Genomic DNA, 20,809 nt, shown 5'->3' on the forward strand with positions numbered 1-20,809 from the left:
GCGCGTGGGCGCGGCGCGGAGCGAGCTCGGGAATCGGTTCAGGACGCTTCTGGCGGGCCTGGCGATCCTGCTCGCCTGGCTCGTGCTGGCCAGCGCCGCCCAGGCCCGCGACACCCTTCGCTTGGCCATGCCTCTCGAGCCTCCGAACCTCGACCCCACCGCCGGCGCGGCCGCGGCGATCGACGAGGTGGTCTATGGCAACGTCTTCGAAGGACTGGTGCGGATCGGACCCACGGGCCGGGTAGAGCCGGCGCTCGCCGAGTCCTGGGAGGTCTCGCCCGACGGCCGGATCTACGTCTTCCACCTGCGGCGCGGCGTGCGGTTCCAGGACGGGTCGCCCTTCGACGCCGGTGTCGTGAAATTTTCCCTCGACCGGGCGCGGGCGAAGGACTCGGCCAACGCCCAGAAGGCCTATTTCGAGCCGATCGAGCGGGTCGAGGTGGTCGATCCCCTGACCGTGCGCCTGGTGCTGCGCCATGCCGCCAGTTCGCTGATCTATGTGCTGGGTTGGGGTGACGCGGTCATGGTCTCGCCGAAGAGCGCCGCCGACAACGCGGCCCACCCGGTGGGCACGGGCCCGTTCCGTTTCGCTCGCTGGCGGCGGGGCGATTCGATCGAGCTGGTGCGAAATCCCGCCTACTGGGGACCGCAGCCGCGCCTGAACGCAGTGGTGTTCCGGTTCATCCCGGATCCGACCGCGGCCTATGCCGCCATCAAGGCCGGCAACATCGACGCCTATCCCAACTTCCCGGCGCCCGAAAACCTGGCGGAGCTGCGCCGCGACCCGCGTTTCCGGGTGGTGGTAGGCGCCACGGAAGGCGAGACGATCCTGGCGCTCAACAACGCCAAGCCGCCGTTCGACAATCTGTTGGTTCGACGCGCGCTGGCCCACGCCATCGACCGCAAGGCGATCATCGACGGCGCCATGTTCGGCTACGGCCAGCCGATCGGCAGCCACTTCCCGCCGCAGAACCCGGACTATGTCGACCTCACCGGCCTCTATCCGCACGACGTGGCGCGGGCGAAGGCGCTGCTGGCCCAGGCCGGCTATCCGAACGGCTTCGCGGCGACGCTGAAGCTGCCGCCGCCCAGCTACGCCCGCCGCTCCGGCGAGATCATCGCCGCGCAACTCGCCCAGGCGGGGGTGCGGGTGACCATCGAGAACCTGGAGTGGGCCCAGTGGCTGGACCAGGTGCTGAAGAACAAGAACTTCGACATGACCGTCGTCTCGCACACCGAGCCGATGGACTACGACATCTATGGCCGGGACTACTACTTCGGGTACCGCAGCGCCGCGTTCGACGCCCTGCTGGACCGGTTGAACCAGGCCGTCGACGCTCCGACCCGCTCGTTGCTCCTGAAGGCGATCCAGCGGAAGATCGCCGAGGATTCGGTCAACGTCTTCCTGTTCGAGTTCCCGAAGCTCAACGTCTGGGACGCGCACCTCAGGGGCCTCTGGCGGGACTCGCCCGTTCAGGCCAACGTGGTCGCCGAAGCCTGGTTCGACGAGCCAGGATCGACGGCGCCGGCCGAGGCGCCGCGGGTCGCGCAGAGCTCCGCCTGGGCCGCTCCGGTCGCGCTGGCAGGCGTGGCGGCGCTGATGCTCCTCGCCTTCGTGCGGCTGGGCGCGACCTATGTCGGGGGACGGCTCCTGGCCCTGACCCTGACCTTCCTGGCGGCGACGGTCGTGGTCTTCCTGCTGATCCAGGTCACCCCCGGCGACCCCGCGGCCTACATGATGGGTCTGAACGCCAGCCCCGAGGCCGTGGCGGCGCTCCGCACCCAGATGGGCCTCGATGGGTCGCTGCCACAGCGCTATTTCGACTGGATCGCGGGGCTCGCCCGTGGCGATTTCGGCGTCAGCTACACCTACCGCGTGCCGGTCGGCCAGCTCATCGCCGAACGGGTGGCGGTGTCGCTGCCGCTGGCCCTGATGGCGCTCGCCCTGGCCGTCGCCGTGGCCTTCCCGATCGGCGTCTTCGCCGCGCGACGGCGCGGGCGGGCGGCCGACACCGTGACCATGGGCGTGACCCAGGTCTTCATGGCGATGCCCAACTTCTGGTTCGCCATGCTGCTGGTGCTGGTGTTCGCGGTGGGCCTTCGCTGGTTGCCGGCGGGTGGCTTCCCGGGCTGGGACGCCGGCGCCTGGCCGGCGCTCAAGGCGCTGGTCCTGCCCGCCCTGGCGCTGGCTCTGCCCCAGGCGGCGATCCTGGCCCGCGTGTTGCGCTCCGCCCTGATCGACACCCTGGACGAGGACTACGTGCGCACGGCGCGCGCCAAGGGGCTCACCGAGGGGCAGGTGGTCTATCGCCACGCGCTGCGCAACGCCCTGATCCCGACCCTGACCATCGTGGGCCTGCAGTTCCCCTTCCTGCTGGCCGGGGCGGTGATCGTGGAGAACGTGTTCTTCCTTCCCGGCCTCGGACGCCTGGTGTTCCAGGCGATCACCCAGCGCGACCTGATCGTGGTGCAGAGCGTCGTGGTGCTGCTGGTCTTCGCCGTGGTGGTGGTGAACTTCCTGGTCGACCTCGGCTATGCCGCGATCGACCCGCGCCTGAGAAGGCGGTCGGCATGAGCGAGACGACCATCCCTGGTCCCGCGACGCGCGGCGGCCGCGCGTCGGCGGCGCTCTGGCTGGGCGCGGCCCTGACCGGGCTGTTCGTGGCGGCGGTGCTGCTGTCGCTGGTGTGGACACCCTATCCCGTCGCCGACCTCGACATGGCCGGTCGCCTGCGGGCGCCGTCGGCCGCCCATTGGTTCGGTACGGACCACTTCGGGCGCGACGTGCTGTCGATGATCCTGGTGGGCGCGCGCAATTCGCTGGCGGTGGCGGTCGTCGCGGCCGGCGTGGGCCTGCTGGTCGGCGTGCCGCTGGGCCTGCTGGCGGCGGCCAAGGGCGGGCTGACGGACGAGCTGGTCATGCGCTCGAACGACCTCATCTTCGCCTTCCCATCGTTGCTGCTGGCCATCATGATCACCGCGGTGGCGGGGCCGGGCGCGATCAACGCCGTCATCGCCATCGGCGTCTTCAACATCCCGGTCTTCGCCCGGGTGGCCCGTGGCGCGGCCCTTTCGCTTTGGACCCGCGACTACGTCCTGGCGGCGCGCGTGGCGGGCAAGGGCAAGGGCCTGATCTCGCTGCAGCACATCCTGCCCAACATCGCCAACCTGCTGATCGTGCAGGGCGCCATCCAGTTCTCCATGGGCGTCCTCGCCGAGGCGGCGCTGTCCTATGTCGGCCTCGGCGCGCAGCCGCCGACGCCGAGCTGGGGCCGGATGCTCAACGAGGCGCAGACCCTGATCGGCTTCGCACCCTGGCTGGCCATCTTCCCGGGCGTGGCCATCGTGCTGAGCGTGCTGGGACTGAACCTGCTGGGCGACGGCCTTCGCGACCTGTTCGACCCCAAGCTCGACCGGAGCCGCTGACATGGCCTTGCTGCGGATCGAGGACCTGAGGCTCCGGATCGGCGAGGCCGAGCTGCTGAAGGGGGTGTCGCTCGAAGTGGAGCCGGGCGAGACGCTGGGGCTGGTGGGCGAGTCCGGGTCGGGCAAGTCGATCACCGCACTCTCGATCCTGCGCCTGTCGCCGCCGGGTGCGACGATGTCCGGACGGATCCTCCTCGGCGACCAGGACCTGACGGCGGCCGGCGAGGCGGAGATGCGCGCGGTGCGCGGCGGCCAGGTGGGCGTGGTCTTCCAGGAGCCGATGACGGCGCTCAATCCCTTGATGCGCATCGGCGACCAGGTCGCCGAATCCATCGCCCTGCACCGGCGCGTGGGCCGAGCGGAGGCCACGGCGCAGGCTGCCCGGGCGCTGGAGAGGGTGGGCCTTCCCGCCAGCCGGTTCCCCCTCGACCGCTATCCCCACGAGCTCTCGGGAGGCCAGCGCCAGCGGGTGGCGATCGCCATGGCGATGGCGGTGAAGCCGAGGCTGCTCATCGCCGACGAGCCGACGACGGCGCTCGACGTCACGACCCAGGCGCAGATCCTCGACCTTCTCAGGGACCTGGTGCGCGAGGACGGCGCCGGGCTCATCCTGATCACCCACGACCTGGCCGTGGTGGCCGAGATGGCCGATCGGGTGGCGATCATGCGCCAGGGCGAGATCGTCGAGCAGGGGCCGACCGGCGTCCTGCTCCGGGGTCTCACGCACCCCTACGCCCGCAAGCTTGCCGAGGACGCCGTGCTGGCTAGCGCAGCGCCGCCGGCGCGGGTCTCGGACGATGCGCCGGTCATGGAGGCGCGCGGCGTGGTGCGCGCCTATCCGGGCCGCCGCACCTCGCCCTGGCGGCGGGCCCAGCCGTTCCGCGCGGTGGACGGGGTCAGCCTGACGGTCCGGGTCGGCGAGACCGTGGGGCTGGTGGGCGAGTCCGGCTCCGGCAAGTCGACCCTGCTGCGCGCCGTCCTCGGGTTGGAGGCCCTGCAGGGCGGCGAGGTCCGCCTGGACGGGGCGTCGTTCCCGCCGGCGTCACCTGCCGAGGCGCGGCGGCTGCGGCGCAAGATCCAGGCGGTGTTCCAGGACCCCTTCGGCAGCTTCGACCCGCGCTGGCGCGTCGAGGACCTGGTCGCCGAGCCATTCCACCTGCTCGAACGCCCGCCCATGGGCGCGGCCCGCCGGGCCGCCGTGCAGGCCATGCTCGAACGCGTTGGCCTGCCGCCAGACGCCAGCGACCGTTATCCCCACCAGTTCTCCGGCGGCCAGCGCCAGCGGATCGCCATCGCGCGGGCCCTGATCACTGAACCGCGGCTGGTCGTCCTGGACGAGGCCGTCTCCGCCCTCGACGTCACCGTCCGGGCGCAGGTGCTGGAACTGCTGGCCAGGCTCTCCCAGGAGCTGGGTGTATCCTATCTCTTCGTGACCCACGACCTGGGCGTGGTGCGGGCGATCTGCCACCGGGTGGCGGTGATGCAGGGCGGCCGGATCGTGGAGGAGGGGACGACCGATGACGTCTTCCTGCGTCCCCGGCACGCCTATACCCAGAGCCTGCTGTCCGCGACTCCGAACCTGGAGCGCGCCCTGGCCGCGCGCGGCGCCTGACCCTGGGCAGAATCGAAAGGCCGCCGTGTCGCCACGGCGGCCCCCGATCTCGATAATGCAGGGCTAGAAGTCGTACGCCAGCCGCACGCCGTACTCGCGCGGGCGCGCCGGCTGGGCGATGTCCGCGCTGGTGAAGAAGTTGCGCGTCAGGTCGTACTTCTCGTTCAGGATGTTGCGTCCGAACACCGTGGCGGCCCACGGGCCGTCGTGGGGCCGCAGGGTCAGGTCGCCGTTGACCGTCCAGGAACTGGCCACCGCGTAGCGGACGCCGAGGAAGTTCACGTTGCGGTCGCGGAAGTTGTAGTTGACGTTGGCCGCGAGGTCGTGGGCGCCCAGGTCCCAGGTGTAGGTCGCCGAGCCCTGGTAGGACCAGGCGGGGAAGGGGATCTTCTGCCCGGCCCGGTCGACGGTGATCTCTCGGCCGGCCAGGCGCGAAGCTCCGGCGTCGACCTCGAAGAACTCCTTGTACTCACCCTTCTTGTACCCGACGTTCTGGGTCAGAACGAAGGCCGGCGTCGGGTGGAACACCAGCTCCAGCTCGCCGCCCCAGATCTCGGACTTGGGCACATTGGCGAAACGACCCACGAGGCCGTTGGCCGTGAACACCGTCGAGAGCACCTGCTGGTTCTTGTAGTCGTAGAAGAACGCCGAACCGTTGATCTGCAGCGACGGCACGAGGTTGGTCTTGAAGCCCACTTCGTAGGCCCGGAGGATCTCCGGCTTGAACGGCTGGATCGCCGAGGAATTGCCGGTGTTGTAGGTGGTGAAGCCGCCCGACTTCGCCCCGCGGCTCGCCGAGGCGTAGATCAGCGCGCCCTCCACCGGCTTGAAGTCCAGCTCGATCTTGCCGGTCAGGGGCGTCATCTTGGTCGAGACGTTGGTAGGCCGCAGCGCCTGAGCGCCGCCGAAGGCCGAGCCGAAGCCCTCCAGGTGGCGCGTCTCACGCTCGTAGCGGAGGCCGCCGATCAGTTTCCATTGCTCGTTGAACTCGTACTCGGCCTGGCCGAAGCCGCTGATCGACTCGACCTTCTGGTTGTAGTTCACCCGGGCATAGGTGCCGAAATTGTCGAGGAAGTCGGAGTAGTACTGCTCCTTCAGCTCCTGGCGGGAATAGTAGACGCCGAGCACGTAATGCAGGGGCCCTTCCTCGCTGGAGGTCAGGCGAAGTTCGTCCGAAATGACGTTCACCTTGCTGCCGAAGTAGGTGTCGGCCTCGATGGATTGGCTGGAGTCCCAGTCGCCGTACTGGCGACGGATCAGCTGGTCGTAGCTGGCGATGTTGGTCAGTGTCGCCGGGCCGAAATCGTAGGACGCGTTGAGGGACGTGCCCCAGGTCTCGTTGTCCACCCCCGGCTTGGCGTCCAGCGGCAGGTTGGCGTCGCGCGCCAGGAAGGGCGAGATCTTCCAGTCCGTGGCGAACCGGTCGGTGTCGGCGGGAATGAAGACGCCGGTCCCGCTGCGCGTCGTGAAGCCGCGGAAGAGATAGAGGCCGGTCGCTTCCGACTTGTCGCGGCCGGCGTGGACGTCGAACAGCGCTTCCACAGGCCCGCCCGGCTTGTACTCAAGCAGCAGGCGGCCGGCCAGGCGGTCAGCGTCGCCCAGTTCCTCGCCGGTGACGCGGCGATGCTGGTAGGCGCCGCCCTGCTCGGTCGCCAGCGACAGCCTGGCCAGCAGGGCGTCGCCGAAGACGGGTCCGGAGACGTAGCCTTCCGCCCGCAGATGGTCGAAGCGCGCATATTCGGCCATGAAGCCGGCGGACAACTGCTTGCTCGGCCGGTTGGTGATGATGTTCACCGCGCCGCCTGTGGTGTTGCGCCCGTAGAGCGTGCCTTGCGGGCCCCGCAGAACCTCGACCCGCGCCACGTCGAAGATCAGGCCCTGGGTCATGATCGGGACGGGGTAGGCGACCTCGTTCACATAGACGCCAACGGTGGGGGCGTTGTTGGAGGCGTAGTCCGAGAAGCCCACGCCGCGCAGCCGGAACTGCGGCGTGCCGCCGCCGAAGGCCGGCTCGACCTCCAGGCTGGGCGTCGCGTTCTGCAGCTGGTTGATGTTGGTGACGCCGCGTTGGACCAGGTCTTCGGAGGTGACGACGGACAAGGCGATGCCCACGTCCTGGGCGGCCTGTTCACGCCTCTGTACGGTGACGACCAGTTCATCGACCGTCGTGCCGGATCCCGAGGTCTGGGCGCTGGAAGGCTGGGCGCTGACGAGCCCCAGAACGCCCATGGCAGCCCCGACGAAATACCGCTTCATCACAATCCCCCAATATGCAAACCCATGACCCGCTGCTGGCGGTCTGTAGACACCTTCGCGGCGGCCCCTCCCGGGCATGACAGCTTTTGTTCTAGGCGTCGGTCTTGGCCGACTGGCAATTTAGATCAATGACCCAGGGGCGCCCCATCGCAGCATCTACATAAATCTGTCGTCGTCGATAGAAAGACTAAGCGGGCGCCTGGCCGGGTTCGTTTGGAAGATCCTGCGGTTGTGGATATTCCGGCCCGCAACCACCTAAAGTATATGTGCGGCCCGTTGGCGGTTCCTCACAGTTGCGATGAAAGCTTCGCGCTGGCTTCAAGTCTGCGCCAGCCTATTTGTTTCACATCATAAGTTGCTGTTTTTGCACATGATGCTCGTGTGGTCGCTCAATTCATTGAGCACCTAGACCGCCGCAAGGGCCGACGGCGCGGCTAGAAGGTGGGCGGCGTGCAGGCGCTGACCACGACACAGACCTCGTCGCCGACGTTGCGGAACCGGTGCGGCGTCGTGCTCTGGAAGAGATAGGCCTCCCCCGCCTTCAGCACCCGGGTCTGCTGCCCGACGGTGACCTCCAGGCGACCCTGGATCACGATGCCGCCCTCCTCGCCTTCGTGGGTCAGCATCACCCGCCCGCTGTCGGAGCCGGGCTGGTAGGTCTCGTGCAGGATCTGCAGCGTCGAGATGCCGGCCCCGGCGCCGACCTGCCGGTAAGACACGTCGCCGCTTGATATTTCGGCCAGTTCGTCGCGCCGGAAGAAGATCTTCTGCTCGGTGGCGAGGTCGAAGCTGAAGAACTCGGCCAGCGACAGGCCCGCGGCGTCCAGCAGCCGCTTCAGCGACCCGATCGATGGATTGGTGCGCCCGCCTTCGATCAGCGACACGGTGCTGCTCGGCACCCCGGCCTTGCGCGCCAGCGACCTCTGGCTGAGGCCCATCTTCGCCCTGACTGTCCGCAGCCGCGGTCCGACTTCGCCGTCCATGCTCGAAACTCCGATAGGTACGCTCAATATCATGAGCGTCGCATACCTGCGCCCGTGCTCTAACAGCGACTTACCGGCGGCAAATAATAGACTTGCCCACATCTTGAAACTGCGGCCCGATGCCTGCTCCGATATCGGGCAAAGGGCCATGAAATACGCTGCGGGTGCGGAGCGTGGGCGGCTCTGAGGCGGCGCGTCGGTTAGCTGCCTCGTCGGGGCGGCTCGGGACTGGGGGCTTGGCGAATGGACGCGATCGAGATGCTGAAGCGAATCGGACTCGCTGCGTTCGCCGCGGCCGCGGCGGGTCAGGCTCTGGCCCAATCGGCGCCGGCTGCGCGACCCCCGCCGCTCGAGGCCGAGGTCAGCGACGTGGCGGTCCTGCCCGCTCCCGGTCCCCATTGGGTCCTGCTGCTGGATGCGTTCGGCGGCGGCGAGGCTCGGCTGTTGGACGGCGACAGCGGCAAACTTCTCGGCGGGGTCTCCGCCGCCAGCCTTTCCAATATCAATGTGAGCCCCGCCCAGCGGCAGATCTTCGTGGCCGAGTCGATCTGGACCAAGGGCAACCGCGGCGACCGCCAGGACATGGTGACGGTCTATGACGGCAAGACCCTGAACCTCGCCGCGGAAATCCCGCTGCCGGGCCGGGTGTTCATGGGCTCCCGCAGCCAGAACTTCGCCATCACGCCCAGCGGCCAGCGGGGCTACGTCTACAACATGGATCCGTCCTCGTCGGTGATCGTGGTCGACCTCGCCGCGCGCAAGACGAGCCAGACGGTGGACACGCCAGGCTGCGCCCTGGTCTTTCCTTTCGGGGAGGCGGGCTTCTCGTCGCTCTGCGGCGACGGGACCCTGGCGACGGTGACCCTGGGGGCGGGCGCGCCGTCGCTCACCCGCACCAAGCCGTTCTTCGACGCCGAGCGCGACCCGGTCTTCGAGAACTCGCCCACCGATCCGACAAGCGGGCGGACCATTTTCGTGACCTACACGGGCCTAGTCCACACGGTGCAACTCGGCGCGACGCCCCAGTTCGCCAAGCCGTGGTCGATCCAGGCCGCGGCGGGTTTCGCGGCGGCCTCGGCCGACGACCGCGAGCTGGCCTGGCGGCCGGGCGGCAACCAGCCGCTCACCCTGCACCGCGCCACGAACCGGCTGTTCGTGCTGATGCACGCCGGCGGTCACTGGACCCATAAGGAGCCGGGCCAGGAAGTCTGGATCCTCGACGTCGCGAAGCAGACGCTGATCAAGCGCTACAAGCTCGAGAAGCCGGTCTCCAACATCCTGATCAGCCAGGACGCGGATCCGCTGCTGTTCGGGGTCGACAGGACGGGCGTGCTCTACACGTTCAAGCCGGACAGCGGCGAGGTCGTGAAGACCGTGAAGGGCGTGGGCGGCCTGCTCTACGACCCGGCTGCGTGAGGGCCGGGCCATGGATGTGAACGAGGCGGCCGTCCTGCAGATCGTGCTCCGCACGGCGGCGGCGCTGCTGTTCCTGGAAGCCGCGATCGGCAAGTTCGCCGACCGGTCGGGCTTCGAGGGCGTGGTCGCCAACTACCGCGTGCTGCCCGCGCCCCTGGTGGGTCCGGTCGCGCGCCTGCTGCCGCCGACCGAGGTCCTCCTCGCCGTGGGCCTGCTGGCGGGCGTCCTCTCCCCCTGGCCTGCGACGGCCGCGGCCGGCCTGCTGCTGGTGTTCGCCGCCGCCATGGCGCTGAATCTGCGTCGCGGCCGCGCGGCGATCGACTGCGGCTGCGGCCGGGGCGGCCTGCGTCAGCCCTTGAGCTGGTCCCGGGTGGCCAGAAACGTGGTCCTGGCCGGCCTGTTGGTGGTCACGGCGCCCCCGAAGACGGCGGGGCTCGCCGACTGGTCGCTGGGCCTGGCGGGGGGCGGAGTGCTGTTCCTTCTCGACTACACCTTGGCCTACCTGTCGTCGCTGGCGCCCCGCGCCGCCGCCCGGGGGATCCCGAGATGAGCTTCTCCGTGCTGTCCCAGGCCATGCTGTGGATCCTGTTGCTCGGCCTCACGGTGGTGGTCGCCGCCCTGGCGCGCCAGATCGGGGTGCTGCACGAACGCATCGCGCCGGTGGGGGCGCTGGCGACCGGCCGCGGCCCCGAGGTCGGCGAGTTCGCGCCGCTGGTCCAGGGACGGCTGCTCGACGGCGCGCCGTTCACGGTCGGGGCGCCGCTGGCCGCGGGCGTTCGCCTGCGCCTGCTGCTGTTCGTCTCCTCGGCCTGCCCGGTCTGCAAGAAGCTGATTCCCCTCGCCAAGGGCTTCGCCCGCACCGAACGCGTCGAGGTGGTGTTCGTGGGCGACGCCGGGCCGCAGGAGCAGCTGGACTTCGTCAAGCGCTTCGAGCTCGCCGGTTACGCCTTCGCCAACGGGCCGGAGATCGGCATGGCCTTCCGGGTCGAGCGCCTGCCCTACGCCGTGCTGATCGACGGCGAGGGTAGGGTCGCCGCCAAGGGGCTGGTGAACAGCCGCGAACATCTTGAAAGTCTGGTCACGGCCCACGAGACCGGCTTCGCGTCCATCCAGGACTATCTGGCCGCCCGGCCAGCCGCTGAGTGATCGAGGACAGCCCATGACCAAGAGCCGCATCGACCGCCTCAGCGAGCGCTTCACCCGCCACATGGCGGGGCACAGCTCCCGGCGCAGCATGATGTCCCGACTGGGCGCGGTGCTGGTGGGCGCCTCGGCCCTGCCGGTGCTGCCGGTGGCGCGCGCCGAGGCCCAGCCGCGGAAGCCGAAGACGCCCACGCCCGCCCAGCTCAGCGACTTCGCCCGCACCGCCCAGACCAAGGACGATGTGAAGTGCGACTACTGGCGCTACTGCGCCATCGACGGGGTCCTCTGCACCGGCTGCGGCGGCGGCGTGCATACCTGCCCGCCGGGCACCCAGGCCTCGCCCACCTCCTGGGTCGGCACCTGCATGAACCCCGACGACGGGCGCTCCTACCTGATTGCCTACCGCGACTGCTGCGGACGCAGCGTCTGCAAGTCGGACGCCCACTGCGACGGCACCGAGCGGGAGATGCCGGTCTACCGGCCGCAGGGCGACAATGAGATCATCTGGTGCTTCGGCCTCACGACCATGGCCTATCACTGCTCCACGGCCGCGCTCGTCGGGCCCGTGGAGTGAACGGACGGCGCGCCGCCGTGGCGGGACTCGCGGCGGCCTTCGTCACCGTTGCGCCGGGCGCGGCCCAGGCGGACGGGGCCAAGCTCTATGCAACCCACTGTTCGGTCTGCCACCAGGCGGGCGGGGCGGGCCTGGCGGGGGTCTATCCGCGACTCGCCGGCCGCGGGCCGGATCTTGCGCGCAAGCCGGCCGGCCGCCGCCTGATGGTCTCGGCCGGCCTCTACGGCATGGCCGGCCGGCTGGAGGTGGACGGCAAGCCGATCATGGGCGTCATGCCCGGCTTCGCGCAGTTGCCGGACGCGGAGGTCGCCGAGGTGCTGAGCTATGTGGCGGGCCTGGGCGGCAAACCCGCGCCGCCTTTCAAACCCGCCGAGGTCGCGGCTGTTCGCGCGTCAGGGCGCCTGTCGCCCACCGCCGTGAATGCGCTGGCCCGCGCCGCGCCCGGGCGATGACCGCCGGCCGCCGCCTTTGCACCGTCACGGCCGTGGCCTTGACGTTGATCGCACCGCCGGCGGGCGCCGAGGTCTCCGCGAAGTCCGCCTTCCTGGAACGCTGCGGCGGCTGCCACGGCCTGGACGGCAGGTCCGCCGCCGTCCTGGTGCCCGACCTGCGCGACCAGGTAGGCTATTTTCTCTGTACGCCGCAGGGCCGCGCTTATGTCGGGCGGCTTCCGAACGTGGCCTTCTCCGGCGTTTCCGACCAGGCGCTGGCCGGGATCATCAACTACACGATCTTCACAGTGGGCGGGACCAGCGTGCCGGCGGGGGCGAAGGCCTACAGCGCCGCGGAGGTGGGCCGGCTGCGCCGCCAGCCGCTCACCGCCACCGACCTCGTCGCCCAGCGCGCGGTGGTGGCGGAGGCCGTGATCGCCGCCTGTCCCGCCGCGGTGGGTCTCCGCATCTACAAGAGCCGTTCCGCCGCCCAGGCGCCGGCAAAGGAAACCATCCGATGAACCGTCGTACCCTGCTGGCGTCCCTGGTCACCGTCGCCGCGGCGGCCGAGCCCGTGAAGGCGGCGGCCCAGCCGGCGGCTGCGCCGCGGCCGCGGACGCCAGCCCCCGGGCGCATGGGCGCGCGCAACCTGATCACCGACGTGCCGGGCGTCCGGGTCGGCCAGGCCGATGACGAGAAGGCCCGCACGGGCGTCACCGTCATCCTCCCCGACGAGGCGGCCATCGCGGCCGTCGACGTGCGCGGCGGCGGGCCGGGCACCCGTGAAACCGACGCCCTCGACGCCGAGAACCTGGTGCATGCGGTCAACGCCATCGTCCTGGCCGGGGGGTCGGTGTACGGCCTCGCCGCCGCCGACGGCGTCGCGGCCTGGCTGGGGGCCAAGGGGATCGGCTACGGCATGGGCCCTCGGCCGCCCGGCGTGCCGCCTTCGCCGATCGTGCCGGGTGCGATCCTGTTCGACCTGCCCCACGGCGGCGACAAGGCCTGGGGTCTCGATCCGCCCTATCGCCGCCTGGGCATCGAGGCGGTGGAACGGGCCTCCGACACCTTCCGCCTGGGCACGGCCGGCGCGGGCTACGGCGCCTTCTCGGGCGGCATGAAGGGCGGCACGGGTTCGGCGTCGGTGGTGAGCTCCGACGGGTTCACGGTGGGCGCCATCGTGGCCGTGAACAGCGCCGGCTCCACCGTCGCGCCGGGGACCCGGACCTTCTGGGCCGCGCCGTATGAGATGGAGCGCGAGTTCGGCGGCCTTGGCGTCCAGGGCCTGGCGGCCCGCCCCGACGAGTGGGGTCCGATGGCGGCGGACCCAAAGCCGCGGCAGAACACCACCATCGCCTGCATCGCCACCGACGCCCGTCTCGATCCGGGCGAGATCAAGCGCGTGGCGATCATGGCGCAGGACGGCATGGCGCGTGCGATCCGTCCGGTCCACGCCCCGTTCGACGGCGACGTCGTCTTCGCGCTCACGACGGGCCGCCAGGACCTGCCGGAACCGCGGGCCTATCACGTGGCTCGCATCGGCGCGCTGGCCGCCGACGTGCTTTCACGGGCCATCGCCCGCGGCGTCTATGAGGCGACGACCTGGCCGGGCTGCACGGTGAAGGCCTACCGCGACGACCCGGCGCCGCGCCGCTAGGGCTGGCTTGCCAGACGTCGCGCCGCGGGCGACGAAGCGGCATGCGGCTGGCGGCGATCATCCTGACAGGCGGCGCGTCATCGCGGATGGGCGCCGACAAGGCGGCTCTGGCGTGGAACGGCCGCCCCGCCGTGGACCGTCTCGGCGACGTCGCGCGGCGAGCGGGCGCGGAACGCATCCTGACGGCCGGCGGCGGAGATTACGGGCTCGCACGGGTCGACGACCGGGCGCCCGGCGGAGGGCCGGTGGCGGGGATCATGGCGGGGGTCGCCGCCTTGGAGGCCATGGGCTATGCGCGGGTGCTCGTGCTGGCCGTGGATGCCGCGACGGTCCGCCCGGACGATCTGGCGCCCCTGGCCGCCGCCGCGTCGCCGGGCGCCGCCTACGAGGGCCTGCATCTTCCGTTGGTCATGGACATCGCCGCCGCGCCCCGGGATGCAGGCGCCGGATGGGCGGTTGGGCGCCTTATCGAGCGGGCCGGCCTCGCGCGGTTGCCCTGTGCCGCGGGGGCGACCGAGCGCCTGCGCGGCGCCAACACGCCGGAGGAGCGCGAGCGGCTGTTGGTGGCACTCATTGAGGCTGAATCTGCCGAAGAAGGCGGCGCCGCCTGATGAATTTCGCATCGCTGCCGCCGACGCGGTAGTGGAATTGCGGAAAAGGTGGGCGCCGCGGCGCCGCTTCTCCCGTAGGCCCCAGGGCATGCGCGTCCTTGTGGTGGATCCCGATCCGGCCCGCGCGGCCCTGGTCGCGGAAGGCCTCGCCGGCGTCGAGCCGTTGGAGGTGCGCCACGCGTTGCTGTTCAACGAGGCCGAGGCGGCGACGTTCGCGCCGGACGTGATCGTCGTGGCCTCGGACAGCCCCGACCGCGACACCATCGAGAGCCTCCGCGAGGCGACGGCCGCCAACCCGCGCCCGGTGGTGATGTTCGTCGACCGCTCCGAGCCGGGTCTGGCCGAGCAGGCGGTGCTCGCGGGGGTCTCGGCCTATGTGGTCGACGGGCTCTCCGCCGCCCGGGTGCGTTCGGTGCTGGAGGTGGCCATGAGCCGCTTCCAGCTGATGAACGGCCTGCGACAGGATCTGGAGAAGGCCAAGGCCGACCTCGCCTCGCGCAAGACGGTCGAGCGGGCCAAGGCTCTGCTCATGAAGGAGCGCGGCTTGGAGGAGGAGGCGGCCTACCGCGTGCTCCGCAAGCTCTCCATGGATACGGGCCGGCCGATCGGGGCGGTCGCGGCGGACCTCGTGGCCTTCGCCGGGGTGCTGAAAGGGAACGGCCCATGAGCGGCGAACGGCCTCTGCGCCTCGGATTCATCGCGCTGAACGACGCCGCCGTCATGATCGTGGCGAAAGAGAAGGGGTTCTTCGCGGCCGAAGGCCTGGACGTGGAACTGAGCCGCCAGGTCTCCTGGGCGACCGTCCGCGACAAGATGAGCATCGGCGCGCTGGACGGCTCGCATATGCTGGCCCCGACCGCTCTGGCGATCAGCCTGGGCGCTGCCGGCGGCGAGCCCACCCCGCTCGTCGCGCCGCTGGCCCTGAACATCAACGGTCCCGCGATCACGGTGGCCTCGCGCCTGGCCGCCGCCATGGGGACCGGCAGCACGGCCGACGGCCTGGCCCGGCTGGTGGCGCGACGGCGAGAGGAGGGGGCCAGCCCGATCACCCTGGCCGTGGTTTTCCCGTTCTCGGTACACAACTACCTGCTGCGGGACTGGCTGGCGCGCGCCGGGATCGATCCGGACCGCGACGTGCGCCTGACCATCGCCCCTCCGTCGCGGATGACCGAACTGCTGGTGGGCGGCGTGGTCGAGGGCTTCTGCGTGACCGAGCCCTGGGACACGGCGGCGGTGGCGGCCGGCGCCGGGGTGGTGCTGGTGCGCGGTTCGGAGTTCTGGCCGCGCACCCCCGACAAGGTGTTCGCGGTCACCGAGGCCTGGGCCGCGGAGCGCCCGGACGACCTGCAGGCGCTGCTCCGGGCCATGCTGCGGGCCGGCGCCTGGGCCGACGAGCCCGGCCACCGCGCCGAGCTGGCCTCGTTGCTGGCCCAGCCCCACTACGTCGGCGCCGACGCCGGGGTGATCGGGGCGTCGCTCTCCGACATGATCTTCCATGCGGGCGGAGCCAGCGCGCCGCAGACGGTCCACGCCGGCTGGCTGCTCAGCCAGATGATGCGCTGGGCCCACATCGAGCCGGACGTCGACATCGCGTCCGTGGCCCGCCGGGTGTACCGGCCCGACCTGCACCAGACGGCGACCAGGGCCCTGGGGTTGCCGGACACGGCTCCGATCGAGGCGCTGGAGGGCTTCGAAGAAGGCGGTTCGTTTGGGCTCGCCACCGCCCAGGCCCATGCGATCCGGGCGCGGCTCAGCCGGACTTCCGGCGGGTGAGGGGCCTGCGTCGCCCATAACTTGTGCGCTGCAGCACGGATGGGCGCCCGCGAGCTGGGCAGTATGACCCGATAGCGACGGTTTCCGAAGGTTGCCGCTGTGTCCCGTGTTGCGGCGCAACGAACGGCGTGACGACCTGTCATCGACATCGCGGGGCAACGACGTTCCGCGACGGCCACTGACAGGCCGAACGGCGCAGCGACTGCGCCGACTTGCACGGACACCGGCGTCCGCCTGGGGCTCTCCGCCCCGGCGGGCGCTTTTTTTTGGCCTCGGGGGATGAGCCACGATGATCATGAGGAAGGTTCTGGCGGCCGGCGCGGCGAGCGCGGCCCTGGTCTGGGGGAGCGGCGCGGCGGCGCAGGCGCCCGCGGAGGCGCCGCAGGTCACTGCGCCGCCGGCGGAGGACGCGTTGCCCGGAACGGCGGAAGAAGTGTCCGCCGCCGAGGTCGAGCTCCCCGCGCGCGAGCCACCCCCGCCGCCGGCCGCGGCAACGATCAGCGACGCCATCGCGGCGGGGAAGCTGCTGTTCGAGGTGCGCGGCCGCTACGAGTTCGTCGACCAGAAGAAGACCGCGGTCCTGACTAAGAACGGCGAGGCGGCGACGGTGCGCACGCGCCTCGGCTGGGAGAGCGCCGACTGGAACGGCCTGCGCGGCCTGATCGAGTTCGAGGACGTCCGGCAGGTGGGCCCGGAGCACTTCCAGGTCCAGGTTCCCGGCGCCACGACCCCGCCGCTGAACGGCGCGGCCAAGGTCCGCTATCCGATCATCAACGATCCCGACGGGACCGAGCTCAACCGGCTGCAGCTCAGCTGGACGCCCAACGCGGCGTTCGCCGGCACGATCGGCCGCCAGCGCATCCTGATCGACGACCAGCGCTTCGTCGGCAACGTCGGCTGGCGCCAGGACGAACAGACCTTCGACGCGGCGCGCATCGACCTGGCGCATGGGCGGTTCAAGCTGTTCTACGCCTACGTCAGCCACGTGAACCGCGTGCTGGGCGAGCTGCGCGACTGGGACTCGGACAGCCATCTGGCCCAGCTCACCTGGACGCCCGCCGAGCAGCTCAAGCTGCAGGGCTTCGTCTACGCCCTCGACTTCGGGAACTCGGCCGCCAACTCCTCGATCACCAAGGGGATCAAGGCGTCGGGCAAGACCTGGGTTGGGCTCTACCAGCTCGCCTACAACGCCACCTACGCGCATCAGTCGGACTACAACGGCAACACCGCCGACTACGGCCTCGACTACTGGGGCGCGGACCTCGCCGGGACCTTCGACATCTACACCGCCAGGGTCTCCTACGAGTCCCTGGAGGGCGACGGGACCCGTGGTTTCACCACGCCACTGGCCACGACCCACGCCTTCCAGGGATGGTCCGACGCCTTCGTCCAGCCTCTGGGCGGCAACAAGGGCTTCGTCGACGGGCTGCGCGACCTGAACTTCACCCTCAACGTGAAGCCCAGGTGGAAGTGGACCTACCTGTTCAACATCGACGTCCTGGTCCGCTATCACGACTTCGACAGCCAGCGGACGGGCGCGAGCCTGGGCCGCGAGTGGGACGCCCAGGTCCAGGCGACGATCAATCCCAAGCTCACGGCGGCGATCAAATACGCCGACTTCGAACGCGCCGCCCGCGTGCCCGCGGGCTCGGCCGCGCCGCCGCCCTCCCGGACCAAGGTCTGGCTCACCCTCGAATACAAGCTCTGACGGAGGCGATCCCATCATGACCGCAAAGACCCATGGACTGACCCGCCGCAGCGCGCTCACCGCCGCCGCCGCGACCCTCGCCGCTGGCAAGGCTCTGCTGCCGTCCGGCGCCTTCGCCGCCGGCCCAGGGCCGGAGGTGGCCAAGGCGCGCCTCGGCTTCATCGCCCTCACCGACGCCTCGCCGCTGATCATCGCCAAGGAACGCGGCCTGTTCGCCAAGTACGGCATGCCCGACGTGGAGGTGCTGAAGCAGGCCTCCTGGGGCGGCACGCGCGACAACCTGGTGCTGGGCTCGGGGGGCGGGGGCATCGACGGCGCCCACATCCTGTCGCCGATGCCCTACCAGTTCAGCGCGGGCGTCAACACCGGCGGCAAGCTGGCGCCGATGAACATCCTGGCCCGGCTCAACACCAACGGCCAGGCGATCAGCGTCGGCAACGACCTGAAGGCCGTGAAAGTGGGCCTGAACAGCGCCGGCGCGAAGGCCAAGTTCCTCCAGCTCAAGGCGGCCGGGAACATGGCCAAGGTCGCCATGACGTTCCGGGGCGGCACGCACGACCTGTGGCTCCGCTACTGGCTGGCGGCCGGCGGCATCAACCCCGACACCGACGTCTCCACCATCGTGATCCCCCCGCCGCAGATGGTGGCCAACATGAAGGCCGGAACCCAGGACGCCTTCTGCGTGGGCGAGCCCTGGAACGGCCAGCTGGTGAACCAGAAGGTCGGCTACACCGCCTGCCTCACGTCCGAGATCTGGATGAACCACCCGGAGAAGTGCCTCGGCGTCCGCGCCGACTGGGTGGCGAAGTATCCCCGCGCGGCTCAGGCCCTGACCATGGCGGTCATGGAAGCCCAGATGTGGTGCGACAAGCAGGCCAACCGCCCGGCCATGTGCTCCGTCGTCTCGGGCCGGCAGTACATCAACGTGCCGATGGGCGACATCCTGCCCCGCCTGCAGGGCACAGTGGACTTCGGCGACGGTCGGTCGGTGAAGGGCTCGCCGCACGTCATGAAGTTCTGGGCCGACAACGCCTCGTTCCCCTTCAAGTCGCACGACCTGTGGTTCCTCACCGAGAACGTCCGCTGGGGGGTGTTGCCACAGGCCACCAACAAGATGGCGCTGGTGAACAAGGTCAACCGCGCCGACATCTGGCGCGCGGCGGCCAAGGCTCTGGGCGTGGCGGCGCCGGCCTCCGACAGCCGCGGCCCCGAGAAGTTCTTCGACGGCAAGGTGTTCGACCCGGCCAATCCCGCCGCCTACCTCGCCAGCCAGCCCATCAAGAAGCTCGTCTAGGAGGCCGCCCATGAGCCTGCCCGCCTATTCCGAAAGCGCCGCCGCTCCCGTTCCGAAGCCGGCGGAGGTCTTGCCACTGCGTCGCAAGCCGCCGCGGTTCGCGAGGCGCGCGGCGGCTATCCTGAGCGGCGTGGCCGCTCAGGTTCTGCCGCCGCTGGTCACACTGGGGGTGATCCTGCTGCTTTGGCAGGGATTGTCCGGCGACGCGGCGGGCGGCCTGCCGGCGCCGGCCACCATCTGGCTGGAGTCGCGCGAGCTGATCATGGATCCGTTCTTCGACCGGGGCGGGGTGGACAAGGGCCTGTTCTGGCACGCGCTCACCAGCCTCCAGCGGGTGGCCATCGGCTTCAGCTTCTCGGCCGTGGTGGGCGTCGCCCTGGGCGTGCTGGTGGGCTCCAGCCGCTTCGCGCACCGCAGCCTGGATCCGATTTTCCAGGTCCTGCGCACGGTGCCGCCGCTGGCCTGGCTGCCGATCTCGCTGGCGGCCCTGCACGAGGCCAACCCCTCGGCCCTGTTCGTGATCTTCATCACCGCCATCTGGCCGATCGTTATCAACACGGCGGTGGGGGTGCGCAACATCCCGCAAGACTACGTCAACGTCGGCCGGGTGCTCAGGCTCTCGCCGCCGGAATACTTCGTCACCATCCTGCTGCCGGCGGCCACCCCCTACATCTTCACGGGCCTGAGGATCGGCGTCGGCATGAGCTGGCTCGCCATCGTCGCGTCCGAGATGCTGCTGGGCGGCGTGGGCGTCGGCTTCTTCATCTGGGACCAGTACAACGCGTCCCGCATCTCTGACATCGTCGTGGCCCTGGTGTGGGTCGGCCTGGTGGGCTTCGCGCTCGACCGGCTGGTCGCGCTCGCAGGCCGCATCGTCTCCCGCGGCGCGTCCGCGAGCTAGGAGCCAGCCATGAGCAGCAGAGCCTATCTCTCCATCGAGAACCTGGGCGTCACCTTCAACGCCGGCCAGCGCGCCAGCGAGGTGCTGAAGGGCGTCGATCTCACGGTCGACCAGGGCGAGTTCATCTCGATCATCGGCCACTCCGGCTGCGGCAAGTCCACCTTGCTGAACGTCGTGGCCGGCCTGGTCCCGGTGAGCCACGGCGCGGTGATCCTCGACAAGCGGGCGGTGGACGGCCCCGGGCCCGACCGGGCGGTGGTGTTCCAGAACCATTCCCTGCTGCCCTGGCTCACCGTCTACGAGAACGTGCGGCTGGCGGTGGACAAGGTGTTCCGCGGCAGGAAGAGCCGCCCTGAGCGCCACGCCTGGACCCTGCACAACCTGGCCCTGGTCCAGATGACCCACGCCAAGGACAAGAAGCCCCACGAGATCTCGGGCGGCATGAAGCAGCGGGTGGGCCTGGCCCGGGCCCTGGCCATGGAGCCCAAGGTGCTGCTGCTGGACGAGCCGTTCGGGGCGCTGGACGCGCTCACCCGCGCCAACCTGCAGGACAGCGTCATGGAGATCCACGCCAAGCTCCGCAACACGGTGCTGATGATCACCCACGACGTGGACGAGGCGGTGCTGCTGTCCGACCGGATCGTGATGATGACCAATGGCCCGGCGGCCGAGATCGGCGACATCGTGCGGGTGGAACTGCCACGGCCCCGACGGCGGATCGAGGTGGACGCCACCCCGGCCTATATCGCCGCCCGTCACGCCGTGATCGAATTCCTCTACGCCCGGCACACGGGGCTGCACGCCGCGGCCTAGCTCAAATTCCAGGCGCCTGGGGCGATCCGGGCGCCTGGTTTTTGCACTGCAGCGAAACATGGCCTTCGGCGAGGCTCTTGGCGCGTGACGTCGGGGCCGGGACCGCGCTCTCCTGCTTCCAAGGCCCAGGACAACGGCGTTCGCGGCTTTCGGAGCGGCTCGAAGACGAGCCTTCCCACCCTTGGCGACGCCGCCTGTCCACTCCAGCACA

The 20,809-nt window shown here is 70.3% G+C and carries 19 protein-coding genes; 17 read left to right on the forward strand and 2 right to left on the reverse strand.

Annotated elements, in window-relative coordinates; genetic code table 11:
• Positions 1-4: 4 nt before the first annotated feature.
• Genes EPO51_RS10320 through EPO51_RS10330 form a run of 3 tightly spaced genes read left to right on the forward strand, consistent with a single transcriptional unit; the run spans position 5 to position 5,038 of the window.
• Positions 5-2,575, forward strand: coding sequence for an ABC transporter substrate-binding protein (locus EPO51_RS10320; RefSeq protein ID WP_293349663.1), 2,571 nt, complete (start codon positions 5-7; stop codon positions 2,573-2,575).
• Positions 2,572-3,426 carry an ABC transporter permease gene (locus tag EPO51_RS10325; protein WP_293349666.1) on the forward strand — a complete coding sequence of 285 codons (855 nt, stop codon included), beginning with the start codon at positions 2,572-2,574 and terminating at the stop codon, positions 3,424-3,426. Before EPO51_RS10320 ends, EPO51_RS10325 begins: the two co-directional genes overlap by 4 nt.
• 1 nt (position 3,427) lies before the next feature.
• Positions 3,428-5,038 (forward strand): ABC transporter ATP-binding protein, encoded by a 1,611-nt coding sequence (locus tag EPO51_RS10330; RefSeq protein ID WP_293349668.1) that lies wholly within the window; start codon positions 3,428-3,430, stop codon positions 5,036-5,038.
• Positions 5,039-5,101: 63 nt separating this feature from the next.
• On the opposite strand, the gene EPO51_RS10335 is transcribed toward EPO51_RS10330, so the two are convergent.
• Both EPO51_RS10335 and EPO51_RS10340 read right to left on the reverse strand, forming a co-directional pair.
• Entirely contained in the window at positions 5,102-7,294 is a 2,193-nt protein-coding gene (locus EPO51_RS10335; protein ID WP_293349670.1) for a TonB-dependent receptor, read from the reverse strand.
• A 434-nt stretch (positions 7,295-7,728) separates the two neighbouring features.
• Positions 7,729-8,277: a cupin domain-containing protein gene (locus tag EPO51_RS10340; protein WP_068875914.1), complete on the reverse strand. Its 549-nt coding sequence runs from the start codon at positions 8,275-8,277 to the stop codon at positions 7,729-7,731.
• A 258-nt stretch (positions 8,278-8,535) separates the two neighbouring features.
• On the opposite strand from EPO51_RS10340, the gene EPO51_RS10345 reads away from it, so the two are divergent.
• The 14 genes from EPO51_RS10345 to EPO51_RS10410 all read left to right on the forward strand — a co-directional run bounded on the left by EPO51_RS10345 (position 8,536) and on the right by EPO51_RS10410 (position 20,598).
• Positions 8,536-9,693, forward strand: a complete 1,158-nt coding sequence (locus EPO51_RS10345; protein WP_293349677.1) for an amine dehydrogenase large subunit — start codon at positions 8,536-8,538, stop codon at positions 9,691-9,693.
• A 10-nt stretch (positions 9,694-9,703) separates the two neighbouring features.
• On the forward strand, positions 9,704-10,243 hold the full coding sequence (locus tag EPO51_RS10350; protein WP_293349680.1) for a MauE/DoxX family redox-associated membrane protein: 540 nt from the start codon (positions 9,704-9,706) through the stop codon (positions 10,241-10,243).
• A complete protein-coding gene (gene mauD, locus EPO51_RS10355; RefSeq protein ID WP_293349684.1) occupies positions 10,240-10,839 on the forward strand; it encodes a methylamine dehydrogenase accessory protein MauD in 600 nt (199 codons plus the stop codon). The genes EPO51_RS10350 and mauD overlap by 4 nt, the downstream gene beginning before the upstream one ends.
• 13 nt (positions 10,840-10,852) lie before the next feature.
• On the forward strand, positions 10,853-11,410 hold the full coding sequence (locus EPO51_RS10360) for a methylamine dehydrogenase light chain (RefSeq protein ID WP_293349687.1): 558 nt from the start codon (positions 10,853-10,855) through the stop codon (positions 11,408-11,410).
• Between the two features lie 17 nt (positions 11,411-11,427).
• Entirely contained in the window at positions 11,428-11,862 is a 435-nt protein-coding gene (locus EPO51_RS10365) for a c-type cytochrome (protein WP_293349690.1), read from the forward strand.
• On the forward strand, positions 11,859-12,362 hold the full coding sequence (locus EPO51_RS10370; RefSeq protein WP_293349693.1) for a cytochrome c family protein: 504 nt from the start codon (positions 11,859-11,861) through the stop codon (positions 12,360-12,362). Before EPO51_RS10365 ends, EPO51_RS10370 begins: the two co-directional genes overlap by 4 nt.
• Positions 12,359-13,498, forward strand: a complete 1,140-nt coding sequence (locus tag EPO51_RS10375; RefSeq protein WP_293349696.1) for a P1 family peptidase — start codon at positions 12,359-12,361, stop codon at positions 13,496-13,498. Before EPO51_RS10370 ends, EPO51_RS10375 begins: the two co-directional genes overlap by 4 nt.
• A 41-nt stretch (positions 13,499-13,539) precedes the next feature.
• Positions 13,540-14,109 (forward strand): molybdenum cofactor guanylyltransferase, encoded by a 570-nt coding sequence (mobA, locus tag EPO51_RS10380; RefSeq protein ID WP_293349699.1) that lies wholly within the window; start codon positions 13,540-13,542, stop codon positions 14,107-14,109.
• 88 nt (positions 14,110-14,197) lie between these two features.
• Entirely contained in the window at positions 14,198-14,776 is a 579-nt protein-coding gene (locus EPO51_RS10385) for an ANTAR domain-containing response regulator (protein ID WP_293349702.1), read from the forward strand.
• Positions 14,773-15,882, forward strand: a complete 1,110-nt coding sequence (locus EPO51_RS10390) for a CmpA/NrtA family ABC transporter substrate-binding protein (RefSeq protein WP_293349705.1) — start codon at positions 14,773-14,775, stop codon at positions 15,880-15,882. The genes EPO51_RS10385 and EPO51_RS10390 overlap by 4 nt, the downstream gene beginning before the upstream one ends.
• Positions 15,883-16,177: 295 nt before the next feature.
• Entirely contained in the window at positions 16,178-17,590 is a 1,413-nt protein-coding gene (locus tag EPO51_RS10395) for an alginate export family protein (protein ID WP_293349708.1), read from the forward strand.
• Positions 17,591-17,606: 16 nt separating this feature from the next.
• Complete coding sequence (locus EPO51_RS10400; protein WP_293349711.1) at positions 17,607-18,884, forward strand: CmpA/NrtA family ABC transporter substrate-binding protein; 1,278 nt, start codon at positions 17,607-17,609, stop codon at positions 18,882-18,884.
• 10 nt (positions 18,885-18,894) lie between these two features.
• Complete coding sequence (gene ntrB, locus EPO51_RS10405; protein ID WP_363200469.1) at positions 18,895-19,785, forward strand: nitrate ABC transporter permease; 891 nt, start codon at positions 18,895-18,897, stop codon at positions 19,783-19,785.
• A gap of 9 nt (positions 19,786-19,794) precedes the next feature.
• The gene (locus tag EPO51_RS10410; protein ID WP_293349713.1) at positions 19,795-20,598 is read left to right on the forward strand and encodes an ABC transporter ATP-binding protein; all 804 of its coding nucleotides are present in this window, start codon (positions 19,795-19,797) and stop codon (positions 20,596-20,598) included.
• Positions 20,599-20,809 lie beyond the last annotated feature (211 nt).

This window comes from Phenylobacterium sp., from assembly GCF_004297125.1.
Lineage (GTDB): Bacteria > Pseudomonadota > Alphaproteobacteria > Caulobacterales > Caulobacteraceae > Phenylobacterium.

Coding starts and splice junctions, on each gene's coding strand:
- EPO51_RS10385 (WP_293349702.1), top strand. CDS start 14,198: ATGCGCGTCCTTGTGGTGGATCCCGATCCGGCCCGCGCGGCCCTGGTC.
- mobA (WP_293349699.1), top strand. CDS start 13,540: ATGCGGCTGGCGGCGATCATCCTGACAGGCGGCGCGTCATCGCGGATG.
- EPO51_RS10335 (WP_293349670.1), bottom strand. CDS start 7,294: ATGAAGCGGTATTTCGTCGGGGCTGCCATGGGCGTTCTGGGGCTCGTC.
- EPO51_RS10370 (WP_293349693.1), top strand. CDS start 11,859: ATGACCGCCGGCCGCCGCCTTTGCACCGTCACGGCCGTGGCCTTGACG.
- mauD (WP_293349684.1), top strand. CDS start 10,240: ATGAGCTTCTCCGTGCTGTCCCAGGCCATGCTGTGGATCCTGTTGCTC.
- EPO51_RS10330 (WP_293349668.1), top strand. CDS start 3,428: ATGGCCTTGCTGCGGATCGAGGACCTGAGGCTCCGGATCGGCGAGGCC.
- EPO51_RS10360 (WP_293349687.1), top strand. CDS start 10,853: ATGACCAAGAGCCGCATCGACCGCCTCAGCGAGCGCTTCACCCGCCAC.
- ntrB (WP_363200469.1), top strand. CDS start 18,895: ATGAGCCTGCCCGCCTATTCCGAAAGCGCCGCCGCTCCCGTTCCGAAG.
- EPO51_RS10375 (WP_293349696.1), top strand. CDS start 12,359: ATGAACCGTCGTACCCTGCTGGCGTCCCTGGTCACCGTCGCCGCGGCG.
- EPO51_RS10410 (WP_293349713.1), top strand. CDS start 19,795: ATGAGCAGCAGAGCCTATCTCTCCATCGAGAACCTGGGCGTCACCTTC.
- EPO51_RS10350 (WP_293349680.1), top strand. CDS start 9,704: ATGGATGTGAACGAGGCGGCCGTCCTGCAGATCGTGCTCCGCACGGCG.
- EPO51_RS10390 (WP_293349705.1), top strand. CDS start 14,773: ATGAGCGGCGAACGGCCTCTGCGCCTCGGATTCATCGCGCTGAACGAC.
- EPO51_RS10395 (WP_293349708.1), top strand. CDS start 16,178: ATGAGGAAGGTTCTGGCGGCCGGCGCGGCGAGCGCGGCCCTGGTCTGG.
- EPO51_RS10345 (WP_293349677.1), top strand. CDS start 8,536: ATGCTGAAGCGAATCGGACTCGCTGCGTTCGCCGCGGCCGCGGCGGGT.
- EPO51_RS10325 (WP_293349666.1), top strand. CDS start 2,572: ATGAGCGAGACGACCATCCCTGGTCCCGCGACGCGCGGCGGCCGCGCG.
- EPO51_RS10340 (WP_068875914.1), bottom strand. CDS start 8,277: ATGGACGGCGAAGTCGGACCGCGGCTGCGGACAGTCAGGGCGAAGATG.
- EPO51_RS10400 (WP_293349711.1), top strand. CDS start 17,607: ATGACCGCAAAGACCCATGGACTGACCCGCCGCAGCGCGCTCACCGCC.